Source organism: Verruconatronum alginivorum (genome assembly GCF_056590205.1).
Window position 1 is genome coordinate 4,385,054 of record NZ_JBWPVQ010000001.1, and the last position, 22,447, is coordinate 4,407,500.

The 22,447-nt window shown below is 58.6% G+C and carries 19 protein-coding genes and 1 tRNA gene (1 of these 20 only partly in view); 14 read left to right on the top strand and 6 right to left on the bottom strand.

What is annotated here, in order from left to right:
• Window positions 1-65 precede the first annotated feature (65 nt).
• On the bottom strand, window positions 66-1,919 hold the full coding sequence (locus tag ACWUI2_RS15675) for an O-linked N-acetylglucosamine transferase, SPINDLY family protein (RefSeq protein WP_486983794.1): 1,854 nt from the start codon (window positions 1,917-1,919) through the stop codon (window positions 66-68).
• Window positions 1,920-2,140: 221 nt separating this feature from the next.
• Here ACWUI2_RS15675 and menD point away from each other — a divergent pair, with 221 nt between their 5' ends.
• Window positions 2,141-3,883, top strand: coding sequence for a 2-succinyl-5-enolpyruvyl-6-hydroxy-3-cyclohexene-1-carboxylic-acid synthase (gene menD / locus ACWUI2_RS15680; protein ID WP_486983795.1), 1,743 nt, complete (start codon window positions 2,141-2,143; stop codon window positions 3,881-3,883).
• A 273-nt stretch (window positions 3,884-4,156) separates the two neighbouring features.
• On the opposite strand, the gene ACWUI2_RS15685 is transcribed toward menD, so the two are convergent.
• Window positions 4,157-5,401 (bottom strand): LL-diaminopimelate aminotransferase, encoded by a 1,245-nt coding sequence (locus tag ACWUI2_RS15685; RefSeq protein WP_486983796.1) that lies wholly within the window; start codon window positions 5,399-5,401, stop codon window positions 4,157-4,159.
• 519 nt (window positions 5,402-5,920) lie between these two features.
• On the opposite strand from ACWUI2_RS15685, the gene ACWUI2_RS15690 reads away from it, so the two are divergent.
• Window positions 5,921-6,184 carry a hypothetical protein gene (locus ACWUI2_RS15690; protein ID WP_486983797.1) on the top strand — a complete coding sequence of 88 codons (264 nt, stop codon included), beginning with the start codon at window positions 5,921-5,923 and terminating at the stop codon, window positions 6,182-6,184.
• Window positions 6,181-6,570 (top strand): PIN domain-containing protein, encoded by a 390-nt coding sequence (locus ACWUI2_RS15695; protein ID WP_486983798.1) that lies wholly within the window; start codon window positions 6,181-6,183, stop codon window positions 6,568-6,570. The genes ACWUI2_RS15690 and ACWUI2_RS15695 overlap by 4 nt, the downstream gene beginning before the upstream one ends.
• Before the next feature lie 38 nt (window positions 6,571-6,608).
• Here ACWUI2_RS15695 and ACWUI2_RS15700 read toward each other — a convergent pair whose 3' ends face one another.
• Window positions 6,609-7,388 carry a ParA family protein gene (locus tag ACWUI2_RS15700; protein WP_486983799.1) on the bottom strand — a complete coding sequence of 260 codons (780 nt, stop codon included), beginning with the start codon at window positions 7,386-7,388 and terminating at the stop codon, window positions 6,609-6,611.
• Window positions 7,389-7,471: 83 nt separating this feature from the next.
• Here ACWUI2_RS15700 and ACWUI2_RS15705 point away from each other — a divergent pair, with 83 nt between their 5' ends.
• Window positions 7,472-8,194 carry a TVP38/TMEM64 family protein gene (locus ACWUI2_RS15705; RefSeq protein ID WP_486983800.1) on the top strand — a complete coding sequence of 241 codons (723 nt, stop codon included), beginning with the start codon at window positions 7,472-7,474 and terminating at the stop codon, window positions 8,192-8,194.
• Window positions 8,195-8,243: 49 nt separating this feature from the next.
• Here ACWUI2_RS15705 and ACWUI2_RS15710 read toward each other — a convergent pair whose 3' ends face one another.
• On the bottom strand, window positions 8,244-9,035 hold the full coding sequence (locus tag ACWUI2_RS15710; RefSeq protein WP_486983801.1) for a VC0807 family protein: 792 nt from the start codon (window positions 9,033-9,035) through the stop codon (window positions 8,244-8,246).
• Between ACWUI2_RS15710 and ACWUI2_RS15715 the strand changes: the two genes are divergently transcribed.
• From ACWUI2_RS15715 to queF, 9 genes are all read left to right on the top strand, one after another.
• Complete coding sequence (locus ACWUI2_RS15715; protein WP_486983802.1) at window positions 9,036-9,689, top strand: phosphopantothenoylcysteine decarboxylase domain-containing protein; 654 nt, start codon at window positions 9,036-9,038, stop codon at window positions 9,687-9,689.
• Between the two features lie 246 nt (window positions 9,690-9,935).
• On the top strand, window positions 9,936-11,117 hold the full coding sequence (locus ACWUI2_RS15720; protein WP_486983803.1) for a two-component system sensor histidine kinase NtrB: 1,182 nt from the start codon (window positions 9,936-9,938) through the stop codon (window positions 11,115-11,117).
• A gap of 225 nt (window positions 11,118-11,342) precedes the next feature.
• Complete coding sequence (cfa, locus tag ACWUI2_RS15725) at window positions 11,343-12,452, top strand: cyclopropane fatty acyl phospholipid synthase (protein WP_486983804.1); 1,110 nt, start codon at window positions 11,343-11,345, stop codon at window positions 12,450-12,452.
• The gene (locus tag ACWUI2_RS15730) at window positions 12,449-13,804 is read left to right on the top strand and encodes an FAD-binding oxidoreductase (protein WP_486983805.1); all 1,356 of its coding nucleotides are present in this window, start codon (window positions 12,449-12,451) and stop codon (window positions 13,802-13,804) included. Before cfa ends, ACWUI2_RS15730 begins: the two co-directional genes overlap by 4 nt.
• A 99-nt stretch (window positions 13,805-13,903) precedes the next feature.
• Window positions 13,904-13,979 (top strand) — tRNA-Gly (locus tag ACWUI2_RS15735).
• A 221-nt stretch (window positions 13,980-14,200) separates the two neighbouring features.
• The gene (locus ACWUI2_RS15740) at window positions 14,201-15,799 is read left to right on the top strand and encodes a transposase (protein ID WP_486981012.1); all 1,599 of its coding nucleotides are present in this window, start codon (window positions 14,201-14,203) and stop codon (window positions 15,797-15,799) included.
• 328 nt (window positions 15,800-16,127) lie between these two features.
• Window positions 16,128-19,370, top strand: a complete 3,243-nt coding sequence (locus ACWUI2_RS15745) for an autotransporter outer membrane beta-barrel domain-containing protein (protein WP_486983806.1) — start codon at window positions 16,128-16,130, stop codon at window positions 19,368-19,370.
• A gap of 148 nt (window positions 19,371-19,518) precedes the next feature.
• Window positions 19,519-20,196: an LbetaH domain-containing protein gene (locus ACWUI2_RS15750; protein WP_486983807.1), complete on the top strand. Its 678-nt coding sequence runs from the start codon at window positions 19,519-19,521 to the stop codon at window positions 20,194-20,196.
• 64 nt (window positions 20,197-20,260) lie between these two features.
• On the top strand, window positions 20,261-20,608 hold the full coding sequence (queF, locus tag ACWUI2_RS15755) for a preQ(1) synthase (protein WP_486983808.1): 348 nt from the start codon (window positions 20,261-20,263) through the stop codon (window positions 20,606-20,608).
• Between the two features lie 19 nt (window positions 20,609-20,627).
• On the opposite strand, the gene ACWUI2_RS15760 is transcribed toward queF, so the two are convergent.
• Window positions 20,628-21,080 carry a response regulator gene (locus ACWUI2_RS15760; protein ID WP_486983809.1) on the bottom strand — a complete coding sequence of 151 codons (453 nt, stop codon included), beginning with the start codon at window positions 21,078-21,080 and terminating at the stop codon, window positions 20,628-20,630.
• Between the two features lie 272 nt (window positions 21,081-21,352).
• Here ACWUI2_RS15760 and egtD point away from each other — a divergent pair, with 272 nt between their 5' ends.
• Entirely contained in the window at window positions 21,353-22,306 is a 954-nt protein-coding gene (gene egtD / locus ACWUI2_RS15765) for an L-histidine N(alpha)-methyltransferase (protein WP_486983810.1), read from the top strand.
• Window positions 22,307-22,331: 25 nt separating this feature from the next.
• Here the strand turns inward: egtD and ACWUI2_RS15770 are convergent, their stop codons facing one another.
• Window positions 22,332-22,447, bottom strand: the 3' end of a protein-coding gene (locus ACWUI2_RS15770; protein ID WP_486983811.1) for an aldose epimerase family protein. It continues 808 nt past the right edge of the window; 116 of the gene's 924 nt are visible here — the last part of the coding sequence; its start codon lies off the right edge, out of view; its stop codon occupies window positions 22,332-22,334.

The window sequence follows — 22,447 nt, forward strand, 5'->3', positions numbered from 1 at the left end:
GCTTGGCTAGAGGTTGCATCATGCAGCTCCAGTCGATTAGGTAACGACCTAAGCCGGGTGTCCTGTCAATGGTTTTTTAGAAAGGCATAAAAACTGTCTGCCAACCTGGCGGGATCGCCGATGGGGCTTTGCTTGACCCTGTCGCGCAGGCGTAGCCGGAGATCTCGGAGAGTTTTCCAATCACCGGCAAGTTTTCCGGCTTGCGCGATGAACCCTTCGGGGGTGGGCGCGACACAATCATGAAGTCCCACACGTTTGAGCAGTCCCGCGGCCTCTCGGGCGACAAAGCAATTCCCTTCAAGAGTGATAACGGGAACTCCCATCCAAAGGGCTTCGCAAGTCGTCGTGATTCCGGTGTATGGAAAGGTGTCGAGCGCGATATCGATCCGGTGGTAGAAGGAGAGGTCATCGAGGGACTTCGAATCGATCGGATGGAGGTCGATTTGGTCCGTTGGGAAATCGTGGTTCTGAAGATAGTCAAGGAAGCAGCGCCGGTTGTTCGAGTCGCGAAAAATCTCTTTTCCTAGAATAAACCTGCTGCCTGGAACGGCTCTCAAGGTTTCGCCCCAAAGTTTTACGACCGGGGGATGAATTTTATGCAAAGCGGTAAGGGAGCCAAAGGTGACGTGCCCTTTTTCCAAGGCGGGAAGAGGGTTGGGGGACGCGGCGGGCCTCAGGGGCTGAAAGGCGTGGAGTCCGCCTTCCAGGAAATACCGTTTTTCCCCGGAGAAGGGCTCTGGATCCCGTGGATCTTCGGTGAGGTCATCGACGAACCACCAGTCCATGCAGGAGAGGCCCGTCGGTGTTGTTCCGCCGAGGTAGTGGGCTTGAACCGGAGCCGGACGGTAGGTGAGGATACGCAGGCGCTGACTGTCAAAATGCGCATTGATGTCAATCAGGAGGTCGAGTTGATCCTTCCGGATGATCTCGGCGGCATTACCGGCGGGAATGCCTGCTATAGTGCGAAACGCGCTAACGGTGTCGCGATATTGCCGCGTGATGTCATCCTCGAACGAACTGTCATGATAGGCGAAAAGCGTGACCCCTTTGGCTCGGAGTTCCTTTAAAAGGGGCAACAAAAAGTGCCCGTTGGCGTGGTGAAAAAAGGTCGTGCTGAGAAAGCCGACGCGAAAAGGCCCCCGGCTGCCGGGGTCCCTGGGTTGGACGGCGGGTAAGGAAACGGCAGGTTTTCCGAACGATTGCTCCCATTGCTGCATAAGCTGGCGAAGGCGTCCTGGCGACTGGTCGCTGCTGGCCAAAGCAATGGATCGCGAAAGGACCAGTGCATCCTGGGGCGATTGCCGCCGCAATGATTCATTGATGCGGACGCAATCCGCCGTCCGCCCAAGCTGATGGCAGGTATCGGCCAATGCGGCGAGATAGTGACAGTTTGCGGGATCTATGCTGCTGAGTTGTTGCCACACCGGCAGTGCCTCGGCCAGCCGCTTTTCCCGCAAGTAATAAAAGGCGAGGAGTTCCCCACTTTCCTTATTCTTTAAATGCCAGCCCTCCCTGAGGAGTTTCTCCGCGGCAGGAAAGTTTTTATTCTGGAGAAGTTTTCGTGCGCAAGAAATCCTCAGGGCATGAAGCTGGGGTTGTTGGGCCAGAAGGGCAAAGACGTAGTCATCGGCTTTTGCCGGAGGAATTTTTTCCAGCGCTTCAAGGACGGTCCTGAGATAAGGCGAGGGATCGGGGCCGGCAATCAGGGCTTTTTCCAGGAACGAGAGTGCCTCTTCAGGAAAGCCCGCTTGCAGCGCGAGATTTCCCAATGCCGCGTTGGCTTCGGTATGATTCGGGGCCTTTTCAATGATCTCCCACAGCAGATCCTCGGTTTGCTCCAACTCGCCGCGTTGAAGCGTCTCTTTTGCGCGGTTCCAAAGGATCGTGACAGTTTTCGAGGCGGAGGGATCGGAGTGCATGGAGAAAAACTGCTTTTTTCGGAGGGTAATGACAAGTTCAACGGTGCCCGGTTGTCATCCTTCCGTGTCTTGCAGATGTTGATACGCGCGGCCTTCCAGGATCTGCTTGACCTCCGCGACGAACGGGTTTGGCAGGAATCTTATTTCGGTATCTGGATACCTCCACCACATGGAGGAATTTTGGGCTCCCAATGTGGGCTGGAGGAGCTAGGTTTGGGGAGATGGCGCACAATCTGGACTTTGCGAATACGAATAGTCTGTGGGGAAGTTTTTTGGCTGAGACCTTGTTTCGTCGCGGGGTCCGCCACGCGGTAGTCTCGCCCGGGTCGCGGTCGGCTCCGTTGGCTTACGCGTTCGCGATGCATCCGGGGATCCAGGCGACGCCGGTGCTGGACGAGCGGTCGGCGGGATTTTTCGGATTGGGGATCGCCAAACGTATTCGGAAACCGGTGGCGTTGGTCTGCACTTCGGGCACGGCGGCGGCGAATTATTTTCCAGCGGTGATCGAGGCGCGGGAAAGCGGAACGCCGTTGCTGGTGTTGACGGCGGACCGTCCGGCGGAATTGCGGGAATGTTCGTCGGGGCAAACCATCGACCAGGTTAAGCTGTTCGGGAATTACCCGCGCTGGCAGGCGGAATTGGCGCTGCCGGAGTTGGATTTGAAGCAGTTGGCGTATTTGCGTCAGACGTTGGCCTATGCTTGCGAACGGGCGCTTTGGCCGGTGGCCGGACCGGTTCATTTGAACCTCCCGTTCCGCGATCCGTTGGCTCCGGTGGTCGACGGAAGCGTGGAGAATCTATCGCGGAAAAAAGTGGAGGCGTTGTTGGCGGGAGTGACACCGCTGGAAGTGCGGGAGATGGTGCCGTCGGATGGGGAGGTCGAGCGATTGGCGGAGGCGTTGGGCAACAGCGAGCGACCGTTGGTAGTGGCGGGACCGGCCTCGCCGGCGTCGCCCGAGCGGTATGTCGAGGCGGTTTTGCGGCTGGCGGACCGGGCGGGGGCTCCGGTCCTGGCCGATGTTTTGTCGCCGGTGCGGCAGCGGGGATGGGAGCGGGAGTGGGTGATCGGAAATTACGACATGCTGTTGGAACGGAAGGAGATGCCGGAGGAGAAGCCGGATCTGGTGGTGCGGCTTGGCGGCTTGCCGACCAGCAAACGGTTGCGGCGGTGGCTGGAAGAATTGGATTGTCCGCAATTGATCGTGGAGGCGAGCGACCGCAACGTCGATCCATCGCATAAGGCGGCGGGCTTCATCCGGGCGGACGCCGCCGCGGTGGCGCGGGCGGTCTCGGAGCGATTGGACGGGAGCGGGGCTGGGCCGGATTGGGCGGGGGCTTGGATCGAGCCGAGCGGACGACTCGGGGACGAAGTGGCGGTTGCGTTGATGGAATGCGACGCGATGTTTGAGGGGAAAATCCCGTGGTTGCTGGCCCAGCACGCGCCGGAGGGGGCCGCGGTTTTTATATCGAACAGCACCCCGATCCGGGACGCGGAATTTTTTTGGCAACCGGGGGAGGTGCCTCATGAGATTTATTTCAACCGCGGGGCGAACGGAATCGACGGGATCTTGTCGACGGCGATGGGAGTGGCCGGGGACAAGGAGCAGACGATTTTGGTGACCGGGGATCTGGCGTTTTTGCATGACCAAGGTGGTTTGATGAACGCGCGGGCGATCCGGGGAGGATTGACGGTGGTGTTGATCAATAATAACGGCGGTGGCATTTTCCGGGGGTTGCCGGTGGCGGAATTCGATCCGCCGTTCCGGGATTTCTTTTTGACCCCGCAGGACGTCAGTTTCGAGCGGTTGTGCGCCGCTTACGATGTCGGCTACGAAGAGATTTTGGACTGGGGGGCCTTCGTGCGGGCGATCGAAGAACCTTGGGAGCGGGGAGTCCGGGTATTGGAAGTCCGGACCGATTCGAAGGAAGATTGGGACCTCAGGAAACGGCTTTTAAAAGGGTAAATGGACCACGGAATACACGGAAGACACGGAAGGGGGAGCGTGACAAAATCATTGGGGGCAAAATCATTTTCTTTTCCGCGGGGGCTTAATATACGGAGCGGAAGTATAGATGATTTTGTCCGTCATGATTTTGTTTAGGTTTGTCTCAGGCTGCTCCTGTCCTGGAATTTGCAGCTTGAGAATACAGGAAGGGGAAGGAGGGCAAATTCACCTTCCCCTTCCTGACCCAGGCTCTTTTTATCTGCGATTATCCGCGAAATCTGCGGTTCAAAATCAGAACTCGAACGTGTAGCGGTTGAGGCGGCGTTCGATTTCGGCGATGATCTTTTTTTCTTCGGCCTCGCCGCGGGCTTCGAAGGTGACGGAGAAGCGGACGTAGGCGCCGGCGTCGTCCCAGGGAACGGTGGAGACGAGGTTCTCCATGATCATCCATTGGCTGAATTCTTCGCCGGTGGCGAATTCCGTGGCGGTGCCGTCGGCGGTTTTGGCGCGGCGGGGGGATTTCACGTAGAGGAAGAAGGAGGCCTTTGGTTTTTCGGCCTGGAATCCGAGACGTCGGAGGGCGGCGACGAGGAGGTCGAGACGGCGGGAATACTTCGCGGCGATTTCGGCGGTGAATTCCGGGTGGTCGAAGGCGAAGGCCGAAGCGTGTTGGATGGCAAGGAACTGGCCGGAGTCGGAGTTGTCCTTGACGTCGCCGTAGGCCTGCACGATGAGCGGATTTCCGGCGACGAAGCCGCAGCGCCATCCGGTCATGTTGAAATTTTTGCTGGTCGAATGGAGTTCGATTCCGACATCCAGCGCACCCGGGGTGGCGAGGAAGCTCAGCGGTTTTCCTTCGAAGACCAGGCTCGCGTAGGCGAAGTCGTGGATGACGATGATGCTGTGCTTTTTGGCGAAGGCGACGACCTTTTCGAAGAACTCCGGGGTGGCGCTGGCGCCGGTCGGGTTGTTCGGGTAGTTCAGGACGAGGACCTTCGCTTTTTGCAGAACGTCGGCCGGAATACCGTCGAGGTCGGGGAGGAAACCGTTTTCGGCGGTCAGTTTCAGATTGTGGACGATTCCGCCGTAATATTTCGCGTGGGTGCCGAAGACCGGGTAACCGGGGACGGTCATGAGGACGACGTCGCCCGGGTTGATGAAGGCGGCCGGGAGAAGGGAGAGGGCGGCCTTGCTGCCGATGGAGTGGATGACTTGGGTCTTCGGATCGACGGTGACGCCGCAAGTGTTTTTGAGATAGTTGGCGGCGGCCTCTTTGAGCCGGTCGTCGCCGTTGTCGGCGTATCCCCGGTTTTCCGGTTTGCGGGCGGCTTCGTAAAGCTTTTCGACGATCGGCGCCGGGGCCATTTCGTCGGGTTCGCCGACACCCATGTCAATCAAGGCCAAGTCGGGTTTGGCCTGGCGGGCGGCGCGTTTGGCCCGCTTGATTTTCTCGAACTTATAGATGGCGGTCGACTTGCCGTATTCGGCGCCGCCGATGCGTTCCGCGAAAAGGTTTTGAATGAATGAATCGCTCATGACGTTGAAAATGAAAACGAAGGGTCATTCAATCGAAGCAAAGGGAGCGCTTCGAGACTTTTTTTCCAAGTCGCCGGGTGTGTATCGACCGTAGCGTCGAGTTTTCACTCGATGATTCCTTCCGCGATGGTCATCCGGCGAAAGCCGGATGCTACGGAGTTATCGACCGTGGCATCGAGTTTTCACTCGATGATTTCGTCCTCGATGTTCATCCGGCGAAAGCCGGGATGCTACGGAGGAATTGAACCGTAGGATCGAGTTTTCATTCGATGATTTCGTCCGCGATGGTCATCCGGCGAAAGCCGGGATGCTACGGAGGAATTGATCCGTAGCATCGAGTTTTCACTCGATGATTTCGTCCGCGATGTTGATCCGGCAAAAGCCCCCACCTTCGAGACGATCGGGGTGTGGGAATGCTCAGCCAACTCGGCGGGTACGCGCGTCTGGTCTCCTCGTTCTCGTCCGCAGGGCATCGATTCCGTTGCTTGACCACCGGGATGATTCGCATAGTGTTTCATCATGATGCAATTGACGATTCGGTCGACGGACAAGGAGTTGGAGCAGAAGCTGGAGGAGGTTAGCCGGCAACGTCGGTGGTCGTTGAATCAGACCGCCGTCTATGTGCTACGGAAGGGGTTGGATTTGCCTACCGAAGTTCCCCCGGAGCCGATCGGTGACAGGTTGGACGGGTTTTTCGGTTTGTGGAATCGAGAGGAGGCAGCTGCTTTCGAGCGGACGACGGAAGAAATGTTCGGTCAGGTTGACGAGGAGCATTGGAAATGAGGCTCTTGTTGGATACGAACGCTTACTCCGCGATGATGTTGGGGGTGGAGGGCGCACGTCGGACAATTGGTTTGGCGGAGAGGATCTTTTTGCCGATGCCAGTGGTGGGGGAGTTACTCTTTGGATTCCGAGTCGGTAATCGAAGGGAAGAAAACGAGCGAATCCTCCGGGATTTTCTCGGGAGTCCTGTCGTTTCGCTGGCGGGGGTGGATTATGAAACGTGCGAGGAATACGCGCGGATCGGACGGGAATTGAGGGCGGCGGGAAGGCCTATTCCCACGAACGATCACTGGATTGCCGCGATCGCGATGAGGAATCACTTGAGTTTGCTGACGCGTGACCGGCATTTCAACGCGATAGCCGGGCTCGACCTGCGACACTGGTAGGAAGGGCCGTTTGGGGCGGTGGGTGGGCAGGCTCGGTTTTACCGGAGTTTGAAGCGGGCGATGATTTCTTTGGCGAGGTCGCGGTAGGCTTGGGCGCCGACGCTGGAGCCGTCGTATTCGGTGATCGGTTGGCCGTAGCTGGGGGCTTCGCTGAGGCGAATGGAGCGGGGGATGATCGATTTGAACATCTGCTCCTGGAGGTGGGAACGGACCTCGTCGACGACCTGACGGGAGAGATTGGTGCGGATGTCGAACATGGTCATGATGATGCCGCCGAGTTCGAGTTTGGGGTTCACTTCCGCCTCCTTGAGTTGCTCGACGACCTTGAGGATTTGTCCGAGGCCTTCCATGGCGAGGTATTCGCATTGGAGGGTGATGAGGAGGTAATCGGCGGCGGCGAGGCTGTTCATCGACAGCATGCCGAGGGCGGGGGGACAGTCGAGGATGATGGCCCGGTATTGGTCGCGGTCGACGATGTCCTGCAAGGTGTAACGGAGCTGGAGGAGGTAATCTTCGCGTTGGGAAAGTTCGACTTCGATGGCGGCGAGATCGACTTCGGAGGGGAGGATGTAGAGGTTTTTGAAAGCGGTGGGGAGGACCAGGTCGGCGGCGCTCCCTTTGCCGGTGAGGGGACCGTAGATGCTGCCGCCTTCGGTTTTTTCGAGGCCGAGACCGCTGGTGGCATTGGCTTGGGGGTCGAGGTCGACGACGAGGGTCGGGATCTTTTTTTCCGCGAGGGTGGCGGCGAGGTTGATCGCGGTGGTGGTTTTCCCAACGCCCCCTTTTTGGTTGGCGATCGTGAAGATGGTAGACGGCATGGGATCTATCTGAATGGATAGGAGGGGGAAGAGTCTAGCCTGAAACTTTTGCGTCCGGGGCATTTGGCGGTTATTTTGAGGCCATGGCGGCCAAGGGGACATCCTGGGCGGAGAAACTGCCGATTCTCGGCGCGTTTTTGTTGGCGGTGGCGTTCGTGGCGGCGTTTCTGTTGATCGACGGGGTGCAGGAGGCGGCGTTGGCTTTGTTGGATTGGGTCGACCGGATGGGCGGATTGGGGGTGTTGATCTATTTCGGGCTCTACTTTCTGATTGTGGTTCTGTTGATCCCCGGAGTGGTGTTCACCTTGGGGGCCGGTTTTTTGTTTGGTTTCTGGCTCGGGGCGGTAGTGATCGTCGGTGCGTTGGCGACCGGATCGGCGGCGGCGTTTTTGATCGCCCGCTATGCTTTTGGGGAGACGTTGTCGCGGAAAATCCGGGAACATCCGAGAATCCAGCTGTTGAACCGGGGGTTGAAGAAGGAAGGGTGGAAGATTGTGCTGTTGAGCCGGTTTTTGCCGGTTTTCCCGTTTAAGTTGTCGAACTATTTTTTCGGGCTGACGGCGATTCCGTTCCGCCATTTCGTGTTGGCGAATTCGGTGGGGGTGATTCCGTTGTCGGTGACCAACGTGTATATCGGCTCGTTGGCCGCCGAGATCGCGGATTTGACGGAGCGGGAGCCGCGCGCGTGGGAGTGGCCGCTGTATGGGATTGGGGTGGTGGCGGCGTTTGGCTTGATTTATTACATCACCCGACTGGCCCGGCGGTCGATGCGGGAGTCCCTGGAGGAAGAGGAGAGGGGGTTTTAACAACCACGAATTCACCCGAATGAGATTCGGAGAGCGGTTGTGCCGGGGATCAACCCTTGGCCGGTTGTTTGAAAACCTCTTCGAGTTCGAGACCGGTCAGTTTCTTGATACCGGAGAAGAGTTTCCAGAGGGCGAAGCCCATGACGATGGTGCAGGGGATGACGATGACCGGCCAGCTCCAGGCGGCGAGGCTGCCGATCTCCTGGTTGAAGGCGACGGCGTCGACGCCGGGATCGGTGGTGACGATGATCCGGGCCAGGGCGAAGTTGAGCAAGGCGCTGACGAGGAACGAGCCGGCCAGGAGCCAGGTGCAGGTATTCAGCAAGCGGTCGAAATCGGTGCGCTTGCCCCGAGCCTCGAGGGCGCGGTCGATTTTCTCCACTTCGATGATCTCCTTGTTGAAAAGGAAGGTCCGCACCAGCGGGTAACGGGTCTTGGCGGAAAGAAGGACGACGAGCCCGATCACGGCCGGAATGCCGGCTTCTTTGACGGCGATCCAGACCGGGTTCAGGTGGAGCAGTCCGATGCCGCCGGTGAGCAGGACGCTGACGAAGCCGAGGATCGAGATGAAATTGTATTTCCGCCGGGCCTGGAGGTCGTAGAGGAAGTAGCCGATCGGAAAAAGCAAGGCGACGATCAGGACCTGGGCCGGGGAAAGGGCGGGGAGCCAATCGGAGCCCTTGCGCAGGAGGAGGACCGGGATCAGGATGTTGAGAGCCAGGTTGACCAGCAGATTTTCCCGTTTGGCGGGAGTCGGGGATTGCGAAGGTGTGATTTCTGTTTTGATCTGCTCCATCATTGAACTCGGGCTGACATTGTCGCAAAAATTACGGGAAATCAAATGGAGGCAAGGATTATTCGCTGTCTGATCACCGCCGGGCCGACCCGGGAGCATCTGGATCCGGTCCGTTACTTCAGCAACGGATCGAGCGGCAAGATGGGCTATGCTTTGGCGCGGGTCGCCCGGGCGCGCGGGTGGCGGGTCGACTTGGTGAGCGGCCCGGTGGCCTTGGCGGCGCCGGAAGGGGTGGCGTTGCACAAGGTGGTCTCGGCGGAGGAGATGTTGCGGGAGACCGAGCGCTTGTTCGCCGATTGCGACTTGTTGATCATGTGTGCGGCGGTGGCGGATTACCGGCCGGTGCAAATCAGCGACCGAAAGATGAAGAAGATCGAAGGGCGCTTGGTGGTGGAGTTGGAGCCGACCGTCGACATCGCCCGGCGGCTCGGGGCGATGAAGGGAGACCGGGTATTGGTCGGATTCGCGGCGGAGACGGAGGATTTGGAAGAAAACGCGGGGAAGAAACTGGCCGCCAAAAACATGGATTGGATCGTGGGCAACCGCGTCGGCGGGCCGGGTTGCGCGATGGAGTCGGACGAAAACTCGGTGGTGTTGATCGGAGGCAATGGAGAAGCGCGGCGATTCGGTCCGGCTCCGAAGGAGGAAGTCGCGGAGTTTATCCTGGATGCGGTGGGAAAGGAAAGAGAAGGAAATTAACCACGAGGTAACGAAGTGAAGATGGCGTAGCAATGGACACGAATGAACACGAAAAGGTTATCGGAAGCTTTGGTGGTTTTGATAGCGGAGAAGGAAAACACACCCCACCATGCGCGCGCATGGTCCCCCCCTCTCAAGAGGGGATTAACGTGCGGGAAGTTCCCCTCTTGAGAGGGGTTACCGCTCGCCAGAGCGGTGGGGTGTGTCTCTGGGCGGCCAACGACCTTTTCGGATGGATAGAGCCGTATGCTGAGTAAAAAGGCCAGTTCGCTCGACCGTGTGCTTGGACGTCTCGACAACCTCGACGCGGTGAATCTGACCAACCTCGTCCAGCGGTTGGCGCGGGAACGGAGTTTGTTGGAAGCGGTTTTCAACGTGATCCGCGAAGGGATCCTGATCATCGACAAGGAAGGGGTGATCGAATACGCCAACCAAGCGGCCGGACGGATGGTCGGTCTGCGGGACGGGGATCTCGGGGAGACGACGCTCTGGAAACTCGCGCCCGATTTGGCCCGGACTCTGGAGGGAGAGGCGGGCGGGAAGCTCAGTCCGCCTCCGACCTTCTCGAAGGAGCTTTACCTGAGTTATCCGGAGCGGCGGTATGTCCGTCTCTATCTGACCCCCTTCGAGGAGGAGACCTTGGAGGAAGAGTCGGTCACCCGGTTCGCGGTGATTTTGACCGATATCACCAAGGAAAAGGAGACCACCGAAGAGTGGGTGGAGAGCGAGCGGATCCAATCGATTCTATTGCTGGCGGCGGGAGTGGCGCATGAATTGGGCAACCCCTTAAATTCGTTGAACATCCACCTTCAGTTGATGCAGCGCGGGCTCGGCAAAATGGAGAAGACGGCGGAAACCGCCCGGATGCGGAAAAGCCTGGAGGTCTGCGAGGCGGAAGTCGGGCGGTTGCACGGAATCATCACCCATTTTTTGGAGGCGATCCGGCCGGCTCCGCCCGATTTCCAGGAAGTCAATTTGATCGAGATCCTCGAGGAAGTGTTTCAATTCCAAGCCGGGGAACTCGACGACCGGGGCATCCGGGTTGACGTGGAGTTGAACGAGAAATTGCCGGTGGTGCTCGGCGACCGGAATCAGTTGAAACAAGTTTTCTTCAACCTGACGAAAAACTCCATGGAAGCGATGCGGGCCGGCGGGACGATTCGGGTGACGACCCGCAGCGACGACCGGTTCATTCATTTGCACTTCGGCGATTCCGGGGCGGGGATCAAGCAGGATCAAGTCGGCCGGGTTTTCGAGCCGTATTTCACGACCAAGAAGACGGGAACCGGACTCGGATTGATGATCGTGGAGCGGATCATGCGCAATCACGGCGGCACCGTTTCGATCGAAAGCAAAGAAAACGTTGGGACGGTAATTTCGTTGCAATTCCCGCATAAAGACCGGCGGGTTCGGCTGTTGGAGCAGTAACTCCCATCGCTCCATCGCGGAGGGTTGTCGCCCGGGGCTACTGGTTGGAGCAAGTTCCGGTTTTAGCCGGTGTTTTCACGGGGGTGAAGACCGCATGAATGCGGGACTCCAACGAGGCGGCTGGGTGAAATAGTGGTGCGCCTGGGATTCAGGGGAAAAGAGGGTGGCTTTGTGAAACTCCCTGTGTTATAAAGAGAAGCGTCGACCCCGGTTGACGACTTTGCGATGGACGCCAAGGGATTTCTCCAAAATCTGCTGCAACCCGCCGATATCCGGTTGAACGGAGACCGTCCGGAAGATATCCGGGTGCATGATCCGCGTTTTTACCGGCGGGTGTTGCTGGGGCGTTCGTTGGCTCTCGGGGAGAGCTACATGGACGGGTGGTGGGATTGCGAGCGGTTGGACCGATTCTTTTTCAAATTGATGCGGACCCGCGTCGCCAGTCAGTTTTCCCCGTGGGACGCCTGTCGGGCCTATTTGCATTCGGTGTTGATCAACCGCCAATCGCCTGGGCGCTCGCGGAGAGTGGCGAAGGTCCATTACGACCTCGGCAACGATTTCTACCGCGACATGCTCGATCCATGGATGCAATACACCTGCGGATATTGGCGGCGGGCGCGGACCCTCGATGAGGCGCAGGAGGCGAAACTCGATCTGGTTTGCCGGAAGTTGCAACTGAAACCGGGCGACGAGATCCTCGAACTCGGCGGCGGGTGGGGCGGATTCGCCCGTTTCGCGGCGGAGCGCTACGGCTGCCGGGTGACCTCTTACAACATTTCGGCCGAGCAAGTGAAGTTCGGGCGGGAATGGACCAAGGATTTGCCAGTGACGATCCACCGGAAAGATTACCGGGAGGCGACCGGGACGTTCGATAAAGTGGTCAGCATCGGGCTGTGCGAGCATGTCGGGCGGAAGAATTACCGCCAGTTGATGGAAGTGAAAGCCCGTTGTCTGAAAGAGGATGGGCTGATGCTTTTGCACACCATCGGGCGCAACACGGAAACCCGGATGACCGATCCCTGGATCGACAAATACATCTTCCCCGGCGGAATGCTCCCGTGCCTGAAGCAGATCGGGGCGGCGATGGAAGGGCTCTTCGTGTTGGAGGATTTGCACAATTTCGGTCCTGATTACGACCGGACCCTTATGGCTTGGCACAGGAATTACCGGGAACATTGGCCGAGTCGGAAGACGGAATTCGGCGAACGGTTCGACCGGATGTGGAGTTACTATCTTCTCTCGTGCGCGGGTGCCTTCCGGGCGCGCGATATCCAACTCTGGCAGTTCGTCTTCTCGAAAAAGGGGCTCCTGCCGGAATACCTGCCGGTGCGATGACGACGGCCTCTTACGAACGAAAAAAAGAAGCGGCGGCCCGGACGCTCCGCACGACGGGGGACGCTCCCGGCGGGACCATTGGGTTGCGCAAGCGAACGTCGAATCTCTTCCGGCAAGTCGAAAACCGACCCGGGAAACGGCTCGATTTGAGCTCGTTCAACCAGGTTATTTCGGTCGATTCGGCGGGATTGGAGGCGGACGTCGAGGCGCGGATCACTTACGAGGAACTGGTGGCGGCGACCTTGAAACACGGATTGCTGCCGCCAGTGGTGCCGCAGTTGAAATCGATCACCCTCGGAGGTGCGATCTCGGGAGGCGGGATCGAATCCTCCTCCTTCCGGTATGGCTTCGTCCATGAAACGGTGCGGGAGATGGATCTGCTGCTGCCGTCGGGCGAAGTGGTCACCTGCGCCCCCGAGAACGAGCACCGCGACTTGTTTTACGGGATTCCTAGTTCGTATGGGACACTCGGATACATCCTGCGGGCGCGGATTCCGCTGATAAAGGCGGCTCCGTATGTGCGGCTGACGCACCGCCGGTTCGGGTCCGGGGAGGAATGTTTCGGGAAACTCGAACGGATTTGCCGCGGGGAGACGGAAGGAGGGGCGCCCGATTTCGTGGATGGGGTGGTCTTTTCCGACACGGAGCTCTATCTCACCGTCGGCCGGTTCGTCGAGGACGCGCCCTATGTCAGCAATTACCGGTTCATGGACATCTTTTACCGGTCGATCCGGGAGCGGGAAACCGATTATCTGCGGACGGCTGACTACATCTGGCGGTGGGACACCGACTGGTTTTGGTGCAGCCGGGCGTTGGGAATGGAGGTGAAACCGATCCGGCTTCTCTTCGGCGCCTGCGGGTTGCTGCGGTCGACCACGTATTGGAAAATCCGCGATCTGGCCTTGAAGACCGGATTGGCCCGTTGGGCGGGCGGGGCGGGAAGGGAGTATGTCATCCAAGACGTGGAAATCCCGTTGGACCGGGCGGCGGAGTTTCTGGCGTTTTTCCAGCGGGAAATCGGGATTCGACCGATATGGATGTGTCCGGCGCGGGCTCCGGACGGCCGCTCGGAATTCGTTCTTTACCGGACGGATCCTCGGAAGATTTACGTGAATTTCGGTTTCTGGAGCAGTGTGGCGAGCGACGGGGAGCCCGGGTTTTACAATCGGTTGATCGAGAAGAAGGTGGTGGAGTTGGAAGGGAAAAAGTCGCTTTATTCGAGTTCCTGGTTTCCGGAGGAGGAGTTCTGGCGGCTCTACAATCGGCCCGCTTACGACCGGTTGAAGAGGAAATACGATTCGGCGGGCCGCTTGCGCGACCTGTATGAAAAGTGCGTTCTGGACGGAAAGTGACGGGGAGGTGGTTGAACCGGAGAAAATAACTCGAAAAAACCTCCCTTTTCACTGTTGACAGACCGGCGAAAAACATAAGATTTGAGCCTTCTTGATTACGCGGGCGTAGCTCAGTTGGTAGAGCACCACCTTGCCAAGGTGGACGTCGAGAGTTCGAATCTCTTCGCCCGCTCCATTTTCGGTCTGCACCTGAATCGGGGCAGACCTTTTTTTGTATCCGCAGGTCGGACGCAATCGGGATGGCGAGTATGACTGATCTCGCAGAGTTCGTTCCTCGTTCCCCCTATTTAGAGCGTGTCCGAAAAGGTGATTGGCTATCGAAAATCGGCCAGGAAAACGGGAATATTAACCGTATTTAAGCTTGAAATACAAGCGGCCTCAAGCTGTTGTGGTTAAATGACTAAACCTAACCATAGTTCAACAACTGAGGCCAACGGCAATCCTGCACATTTCACGCCCTGTTTCAATAACTTTTATTACGCCGCGAGCACGGATTTCAGCGAGTTCTTGGCCGAAAGTGCCGATTTATTCGATTCGAGGCCCGATTTGGTGGTGAAAATCGAGGCCGATCTCGACCGGCACGGCTTGGAGAAAAAGAAGCTTCGGCGGGCCGACCGTCTTTTTCTCCAGAGCCAAAACGGTGCGTTGGCCGGGCTCGAAAACCTTCCCGAAAGTTTTCCGCCGCCACGCTTCGATGCCAAGGGCCGGAAACTGCCGGGTAAACTGGAGGTGCTCGAACAAGGGCGGCCACGAATGCCTGGCGCGGTAGCGGGGGTTTTGCTGTTGACGCGCGGCTATCACGGCTCCTGCACCAACAAGGAAGCGCTGGATTTCATGGGCGAGTCCAAAAGCCTGGAAGCTTTTCTGGTCGGACGCGGGCTGAGCCTGCCGGGGCGTTCGACCATGAGCGAGTTGCTCAATGCGATCAGCCTTGAAACGCGTGAGGCGATCCTTTCCGCCCAGTTAAACCGGGCCAGCCGGGAAGAGCTCGACAGCTTCGATCAGGTCCTGATCGATAGTACCGCGACCAAGGCCAATTCGTGCTGGCCGACCGATGCCAAGACCATCTTCGTCCTGGCCCGGCGCCTTTATGAGATCGGCCGCAAGTTCGAGCTTTTCGGTTTGGCAAATATCCGCCCGGGACGCATGGAGAGCTACCTCGAAGAGCTCTCGAAAAAGCCTTTTCAAATCAATCTTAACGCTAAGAAAAAGAAGAAGTTCCAGAAGTTTTGCCGGGAGTTCATTGAGTTGGCGGCCAAACTTCTTTGCCATGCGGATAACGAGTTCAAGCGCGTGGAGGCAAGCTGGAACGAACGACTCGACAACGGGCGGATCCTGCCCAGCTTGCGCCAACAGGCCAAAGCGCGTGTCGATCTGTTTGTCGAGAGTCTGCACCTCGCCACGAAGTCGCTCGAACAAATGCGCCAACGCATTTTCGAAGAAAAAACCTTTCCTTCGACCGAGCGCGTCTTGAGCGTTCACGACCGCTCGGCGGCTTACATCCAAAAGGGAGGTCGCCAGCCGGTCATCGGCTACAAGCCGCAATTGGCCCGAAGCGCCAATGGATATGTCGTCGCGCTGAAGGTCGATTCAGGCAACACCTCCGATTCCTCCAACCTGGTGCCGATGGTGGAAAGAGCGATCGCCAACACTGGAGTCATACCGCACCTGACCAGCGTGGACGACGGCTATTCTTCGCGGGAGGGCCATGATCGGGTCAGGGAGTTGGGAGTGGAGATCGTCAGCATCAGTGGATCGAAGGGAAAGAAGCTCCTTGGCGAGGACTGGGACGGGGAGGAGTATCGCCTGGCCCGGGCCGGCCGTTCGGCCGTGGAGTCTTTAATGTTTTGCCTGAAGTATGGCTTCGACTTCGGCCAACTCAGCCGGACAGGCATTGCGGCAGCCCGCGAGGAATTTTTGGAGAAGTGCCTGGCCTACAATGCGTGTCGGACGATCCTGCTGCGAAAGCGAAAACGACGGTGCCAAGTCGCTTGAGCGAGGTCCCCCCGTCATTCCAAACAAAGAACGTCGAAGACGGAGGATCGGTCCTGTACCGATCCTGCTCAATTTGGTTCCAAAACGACGATTCGGACCGTATTCACTGTTTGGTTACTGCCTTTGGGGGTGCCGGATTCCACCCATCCACCAAACATCCATCTTCAATCAAACAATCGCCGCTCGTAAAAACCCTTTTCGGATGGAATCTATTTAGGGGGATAGGCGGATTGGACGTGATTCTGGTAAAAGATTACGCATCTTTCAAAATCCTTGCTCAGGGGTGAGCTGAGGACGAAAGACCGATGTAACGCGCCTATTCGTCCCGATGAAGTCAAAAATCTTTGTTTCCACCGCCGACAATTTTGTCACGGCTTCGCACTGCTTTCCTGGCAGCCCATTATTTCGGGTTGTTTTTGTTGCCGTAGTCTTGGCGATTTTTCCGATCGTGGCGACCGCGGCCCCGATGCCTCAGGAACATTTCTGTTCCCTGCCCAGGGAAGGACTGATCGATGAATCAGCGAGCGTCGAGACGATTCCTTGGTCGGATATCGGGGCGAAGGCCGGGGCGCAATATGAGGGCGACGGGCTCTCCGTCACCGCGACAGAGAACGGAGCGGTGCTCAATTCGGTTTTCCAGCGGCTGCGCGGCGAGGGGACTCCGGGAGGGCTCTGGTTGGAATCGACCGTGGAAGGCGCGTCGGCGGACCGGTTTCGGGTGAGGGCGACGGCGGTGGGCCGCCTAAAGGAGGACGGAGATCCCTGTCCGTCAATTGAACGGACAGGAATGTTCGCTTTTCTTTTGGAAGCCGGCCGCGTCGAGACCGACGCCAACCTCGTCCGCTACATCCGCCCGGGGCTGATCGAGGAGTATTCGACGAGCGTGGACGGGGTGCGGCAGGATTTTTTGGTGTTGGATCGCCCGGAAGGCGCCGGGGAGTTGCGGGTGGAGTTGGCCGTGGACGGCGCGCGGGCGGAGAAGGCCGGGTTTGGCGCCCGGTTGATTCTGGAGGGCTCCGGCCGAAACATCGCCTACAGTCGCCTGCTCGTCGAGGATGCCGAAGGTCGGGTGTTGCCAGCGCGGATGGAAGTGGTCGCCGCGGACCGACTGGCCATTTGCGTCGCCGACACCGATGCGATTTATCCGGTGCGCATCGACCCCACATTCAGTGATGAAAACTGGGTGAGCCTGGGAGAATTTCCTGGAGCAAATGGAGCGGTTCGCGCGATGGCGGTCGATGGTATGGGCCATCTTTACATTGGCGGCGAATTCACCGTCGTGGGGAACGCGGTGGCGAGTCGTGTCGCGAGGTGGGACGGGAGCCGTTGGTCTGCGCTCGGCTCCGGGGTGAACGGTTTGGTTTATGCCCTTGCGGTGAAGGACGATCACCTTTACGTCGGGGGTGGGTTTACCAGTGCGGGTGACGTGCCGGGCCGGAATTATATCGCCAAATGGACAATCGGCGGGCCCGGTGACGATGGTTGGTCGTCGCTCGGTTCGGGAGTGAATGGTTTGGTCCATACGTTGGTGGTGGAGGGCGATAAGCTGTTCGTCGGTGGAGAGTTCACTTTTGCGGGAGGCGTTTCCGGACGCAATCGGATCGCTCAGTGGATTATCGGTGGCACTGACGATAGTGGTTGGTCGTCGCTCGGTTCAGGGGTGAACGGCTGGGTTTACGCGCTGGCGGTGAAGGACGATGCCTTATACGTCGGAGGATCCTTTTCCACTGCGGGCGCTGTTTCGGGGCGGAACGGCATCGCGAAATGGGTGATTGGAGAGGCCGACGATAGTAGTTGGTCGGCGCTTGGTTCGGGAGTGTCAGGCTATGTCGCCTCGATGGCGGTGAAAGATGATGATCTTTACGTGGGTGGGTTGTTCACAAGCGCAGGTGGAGTTTCCGGGCCCAATCGGATCGCGAAATGGGTGATCGGCAGCACCGACGACAGTGGCTGGTCGGCGCTCGGTTCGGGATTGAACCACACCGCTGCCCCCACGATGGGTAGGGTCGATGCGCTGGTGGTGAAGGACGACGACTTGTATGTCGGAGGGTATTTCAACACTGCGGGTAGTGTTTCCGGGCGTAACAATATTGCCAAGTGGGTGATCGGCGGGACCGACAACTCCAGTTGGTCGGCGCTCGGATCGGGAGGGAACAATGCGGTCCGCGCGGTGGCGGTAGTTGGGGATCGTCTCCATATCGGGGGTGATTTCACCCTGGCGGGTGGTGTTTCGGGGCGCAATCATATCGCCAAATGGGTGCTCGGCGGCACCGAAAACAGTAGTTGGTCGGCCCTCGGGACGGGACATGGTCTGAACGGCTGGATTTCCGCAGCGGTGGTTGCCGACGGCGAACTGTATATCGGAGGATGGTTCAATAATATTGGGGGGCTTCCAGTCAACCGGATCGCAAAATGGGACGGGAGCAATTGGTCGCCGCTCGGTTCGGGAGTGGACAACTGGGTGTCCGCGTTGGCGGTGAAGGAGAATGATCTATATGTCGGTGGCGGATTCACTCGCGCGGGCGGGGTCTCGGGTCGTAATTTCGTGGCCAAATGGAGTCTCGGCGGGGTCGATGACTCCAGTTGGTCGGCGTTGGGCTCGGGCGTGGACAACATCGTCAACACACTGGTCGTAAGGGACGACGATTTGTATGTGGGCGGATACTTCACCAGTGCGGGCGGCGTTTCGGGGAGGCGGGGAATTGCCAAATGGGAAACGGGCGGCGTCGGCAACAGCAGTTGGTCGGCGCTCGGATCGGGAGTCTACGGCACCGTCCACGCACTGACGGTGAAGGAAGGTGATCTTTATGTGGCAGGGTATTTCTCGGGGGTCGGCGCGGTTTCCGCGAACAACATTGCCAGGTGGACGATTGGTGGCACCGATAACAGCAGCTGGTCGGTGCTCGGTTCTGGGGTAGACGGCGAGGTCTTTGCGCTGGCCTTGTCGGACAAGGATTTGTATGCCGGGGGAAGGTTCACCAGCGCCGGTGGGATATCGGGGCGGAAAAATATCGCCCGATGGGCGATTGGCGCCACCGGTGACAGCGGTTGGTCTGCACTCGGTTCGGGGGTCGGTTCGGATATAAACGACTCGGTCACGGCGCTGGTGGTGAAGGATAACGACCTCTATGTGGGCGGGAATTTTACCAGTGCGGGCGGGATTTCGGGTCGAAATCATATCGCCAAATGGGGGCTTGGCGGCACCGGCGACAGTGGTTGGACGGCACTCGGTTCGGGCTTAAACGGTGGATTACGTGTCCTGGTGGTCTTCGGCGATGACATTTACGTGGGCGGAAACTTCTCCGTCGCCGGCGATAAGGTTTCCCCTCACATCGCCCGGTTGGTGCAACCAAGTCGCAGTATCCAACGTTTTCTTGGTGGCCAAGAGATGCTGGTGCGGAAGATCGCCCCCCCGGGCGAAACGGTCTGGATCGAAGCGGCATCCAATCTGGGTGGCGCCTGGTTGATCCTGGGGGAAGCCAAAGAGGTCGCGCCCGGATTGTACGAATACCTTGATCGCGACTCTCCAGCGCTCTCCCAACGGTTTTACCGGCGCGCCGCCAATCCATGATCCTTTGATCCGGCAAGCTTTGGGACGGGTTGCGCCTCAGGGTTATGCAATTAGCGGTATCCGGGTGAATTCCGCCTTGAGTTGACGTGGCGGGCGCGTAGGTTCGGTGGTTTGGGCGACCGCGTGGGGCGGCGTCCGTTTTGATTCGATGAAAGCGTCTGATTTATTCACCTTGCCGGACCATTTGCCGTTCGGAGAGTTTTTCTCTCCGGAGGCGGCGCCGTGGGAGTGGGTTGCGGCGATCCGGGGCGCCTTGCAGGCCTTTGCGTGGCCGGAGAGAACCCCGGAGCGCGAGGGGGCGTTTCGCATCGAGGGTCCGGTTTTTATTCATCCGTCGGTGCGGTTGCCGAATTTCGGCACGGTAATCGGTCCGGCCTACATCGGGGCGGGGACGGAGATCCGGCCGGGGGCTTTTATCCGCGGCAATGTGATCGTCGGGGAAAACTGCGTGCTCGGAAATTCCTGCGAATTCAAGAACGCTCTGTTGATGGATCGGGTGCAGGTGCCGCATTTTTCGTATGTCGGCGACTCGGTCCTGGGGAGTGGCGCCCACCTCGGGGCGGGGGTGGTTTTGTCGAACCTTCGGCTCGATCAGCAACCGGTGCCGGTGGTGGTGGATGGAACGCGGGTCGATTCCGGGTTGGTCAAGTTGGGCGCGTTGCTGGGCGAGAGGGCGGAGGTCGGCTGTAACGCGGTGTTGCAGCCGGGGACGATTCTTGGGCGCCGGGCGTTGGTCATGCCGGCGATGGCATTCGGGGGGACGCTGCCGGCGGGACGGATCGCCCGGACCCGGACGGCGGTCACGACGTTTCCGCGGCGGGATTAGGCGATAGACAATAGACGATAGGCGAAAGGGGAGAAGACGATAGGGGAGAGGGGTATATTTTTGTATGAGCGAGCGATCCATTTTAGAATCTTTTGAAAATGCCAATCCGGAGCGCGATTACCGGATCGAGCACACGTTTCCGGAGTTTACCTCCGTCTGTCCGAAGACCGGTCAGCCCGATTTCGGGACGGTGGTCATCAGTTATGTGCCGGACCGGCAATGTGTGGAGTTGAAGTCGCTGAAGTTTTACCTGAACGGATTCCGCGACAAGGGGATTTTCTACGAGGCTGTGACCAACAAGATTTTGGACGATTTAGTGGCGGCGTGTGGACCTCGTCAGATGACGGTGACGACCCGCTGGGGCCCGCGCGGTGGCTTGAGTTCGGTGGTGACGGCGAGCCACGGCGGCTGAGCCGTCCTGGCTCGCGGGATCAGGCGGAGAGCTGGTCGTATTGGCACCAATACGCCTTGACCGCGCGGATCGTCTCTTCGAGGTCGTCGGAACTGGTCGGTTTGACGAGGTAGGAATTGGCGCCCAGTTTTCGGGCGGCGGCGATATCCTGGGGTTCGTCGGAGGAGGTAAGGACGATCACCGGGAGGTGAGGAGCCGATGAGCTTTGCCGGATCCAGTCGAGCACTTCGAAGCCGGAGTGGTAGGGGAGTTTAAGATCGAGGAAAATAAAGGCCGGCATGGGGAAGCGCTTTCGGTCGGCGAAATCGCCGGTCCCGTTCAAATAATCGATGGCCTCCTTGCCGTGGCGGGCGATGTGAAGCGGGAGGGGCATCCCGGCGTTTCGCATCGCGCGTTTCATCAGGAAAACATCGTCATCATTGTCTTCCACCAAGAGGATCGGTTTCGAGTTCGGATCGATGGTGCCAGTCATCGGTTATCAAGTGAAGTGAGGTTCAGTTTAACAAAGACACCCTTTTACCCTCAGCCGACTGTCGCCGGGTGGCAATAGCTCCGGAAGGTTTTTACTGATTTTTCATGGAAAAGCGTTACTCCTTTCGCCGATCCGAACGAAGGTTTTCCTGTGAGGAAAAGAGGGCCGATCCCCCGTTGTCGGAGGTGGGCGAACACGGTATTTTGCTCTTGAATGGAAAGCGGTCTCTCCGTCCCGGGCCATCCATTCGTGTGTCCGAGAGTATGAGAGTTTTGAGCGAAAAAGAGGGAGGGCGCCGGAAACGCGGCGCTTCGGCGGAGGAATATTTGACCGGGTTGCGGGAAACCCCCAAGTGGATTTCGCGGAGGTTTCTTTACGATGCACGCGGCAGCCGGCTGTTTCAGGAGGTCCGGCGTCTCGCTGAGTATTATCCGCCCCGGGCGGAAGCGACGATCTTGCGGGAAAACGCGGGCGAGATCGGGGAATTGGTCGGCGAGAAAACGGCCATCGTCCACCTGGGCAGCGGCGATGGTGAAAGGATCGAGTTGCTGCTCGATCATTTCCGCGAACCCGCCGCCTACCTGCCGGTCGACAACTCGCGGGAACGATTAAACCGGGCGTCCAAGCGGTTTCGGAAGGAGTATCCCCGGTTGCCGGTTTTTCCGGTCTGCGCCGATTACACCAATGGCTTGAACCTTCCGGCTGTTCCGGTGAAGTCGCGGCAGACGTTGCTTTTTTTTCCGGGAGCGGGTCTGGGCAACTTCGAACCGATCGATGCTCTCGGCTTTTTGTTGAAGTTGATCCGACTCGGCGGCGAGCGGACCCGGTTGTTGGTTGGGATCGACTTGAAGAAGGACGAAGCGGTTCTCCACGCCGCTTACAACGATCCGACTGGGGTGACCGCGCGGTTTCATCTGAATATATTGACCTTCGCCAATAGGGCCTTTGGCGCCGATTTCGATTTGTCCGGGTTTCGTCATCGGGCCGCCTATGATCCGGCCGCGGGAAGAATGGTGATGCAGTTGGAGAGTCTGCGGATGCAGGAGGTCCGGATCGCCGGGGAAACGGTCTTTTTTGAACGGGACGAACGGATCACGACGGAATATTCCTACAAATACACCGTCGAAGAATTCCAAGCGATGGCCCGAATGGTGGGCCTCGATCCGACGGCGGTTTGGACCGATCCGGACGACTTATTCAGTCTTCACTACCTGAAGTCGCCGTGATGTCGCAGACGGAGGGAGGCGTGCGTCAACGCAGACGGACGTCGGTGACGAAGTATTGTGTCTTGCCGGGTTGGACCAGGTTCAAACCGACCTTGTGGCCGGGGCTGTTCGGTGGTCCCATCCACGGCTCGACGCAATAAA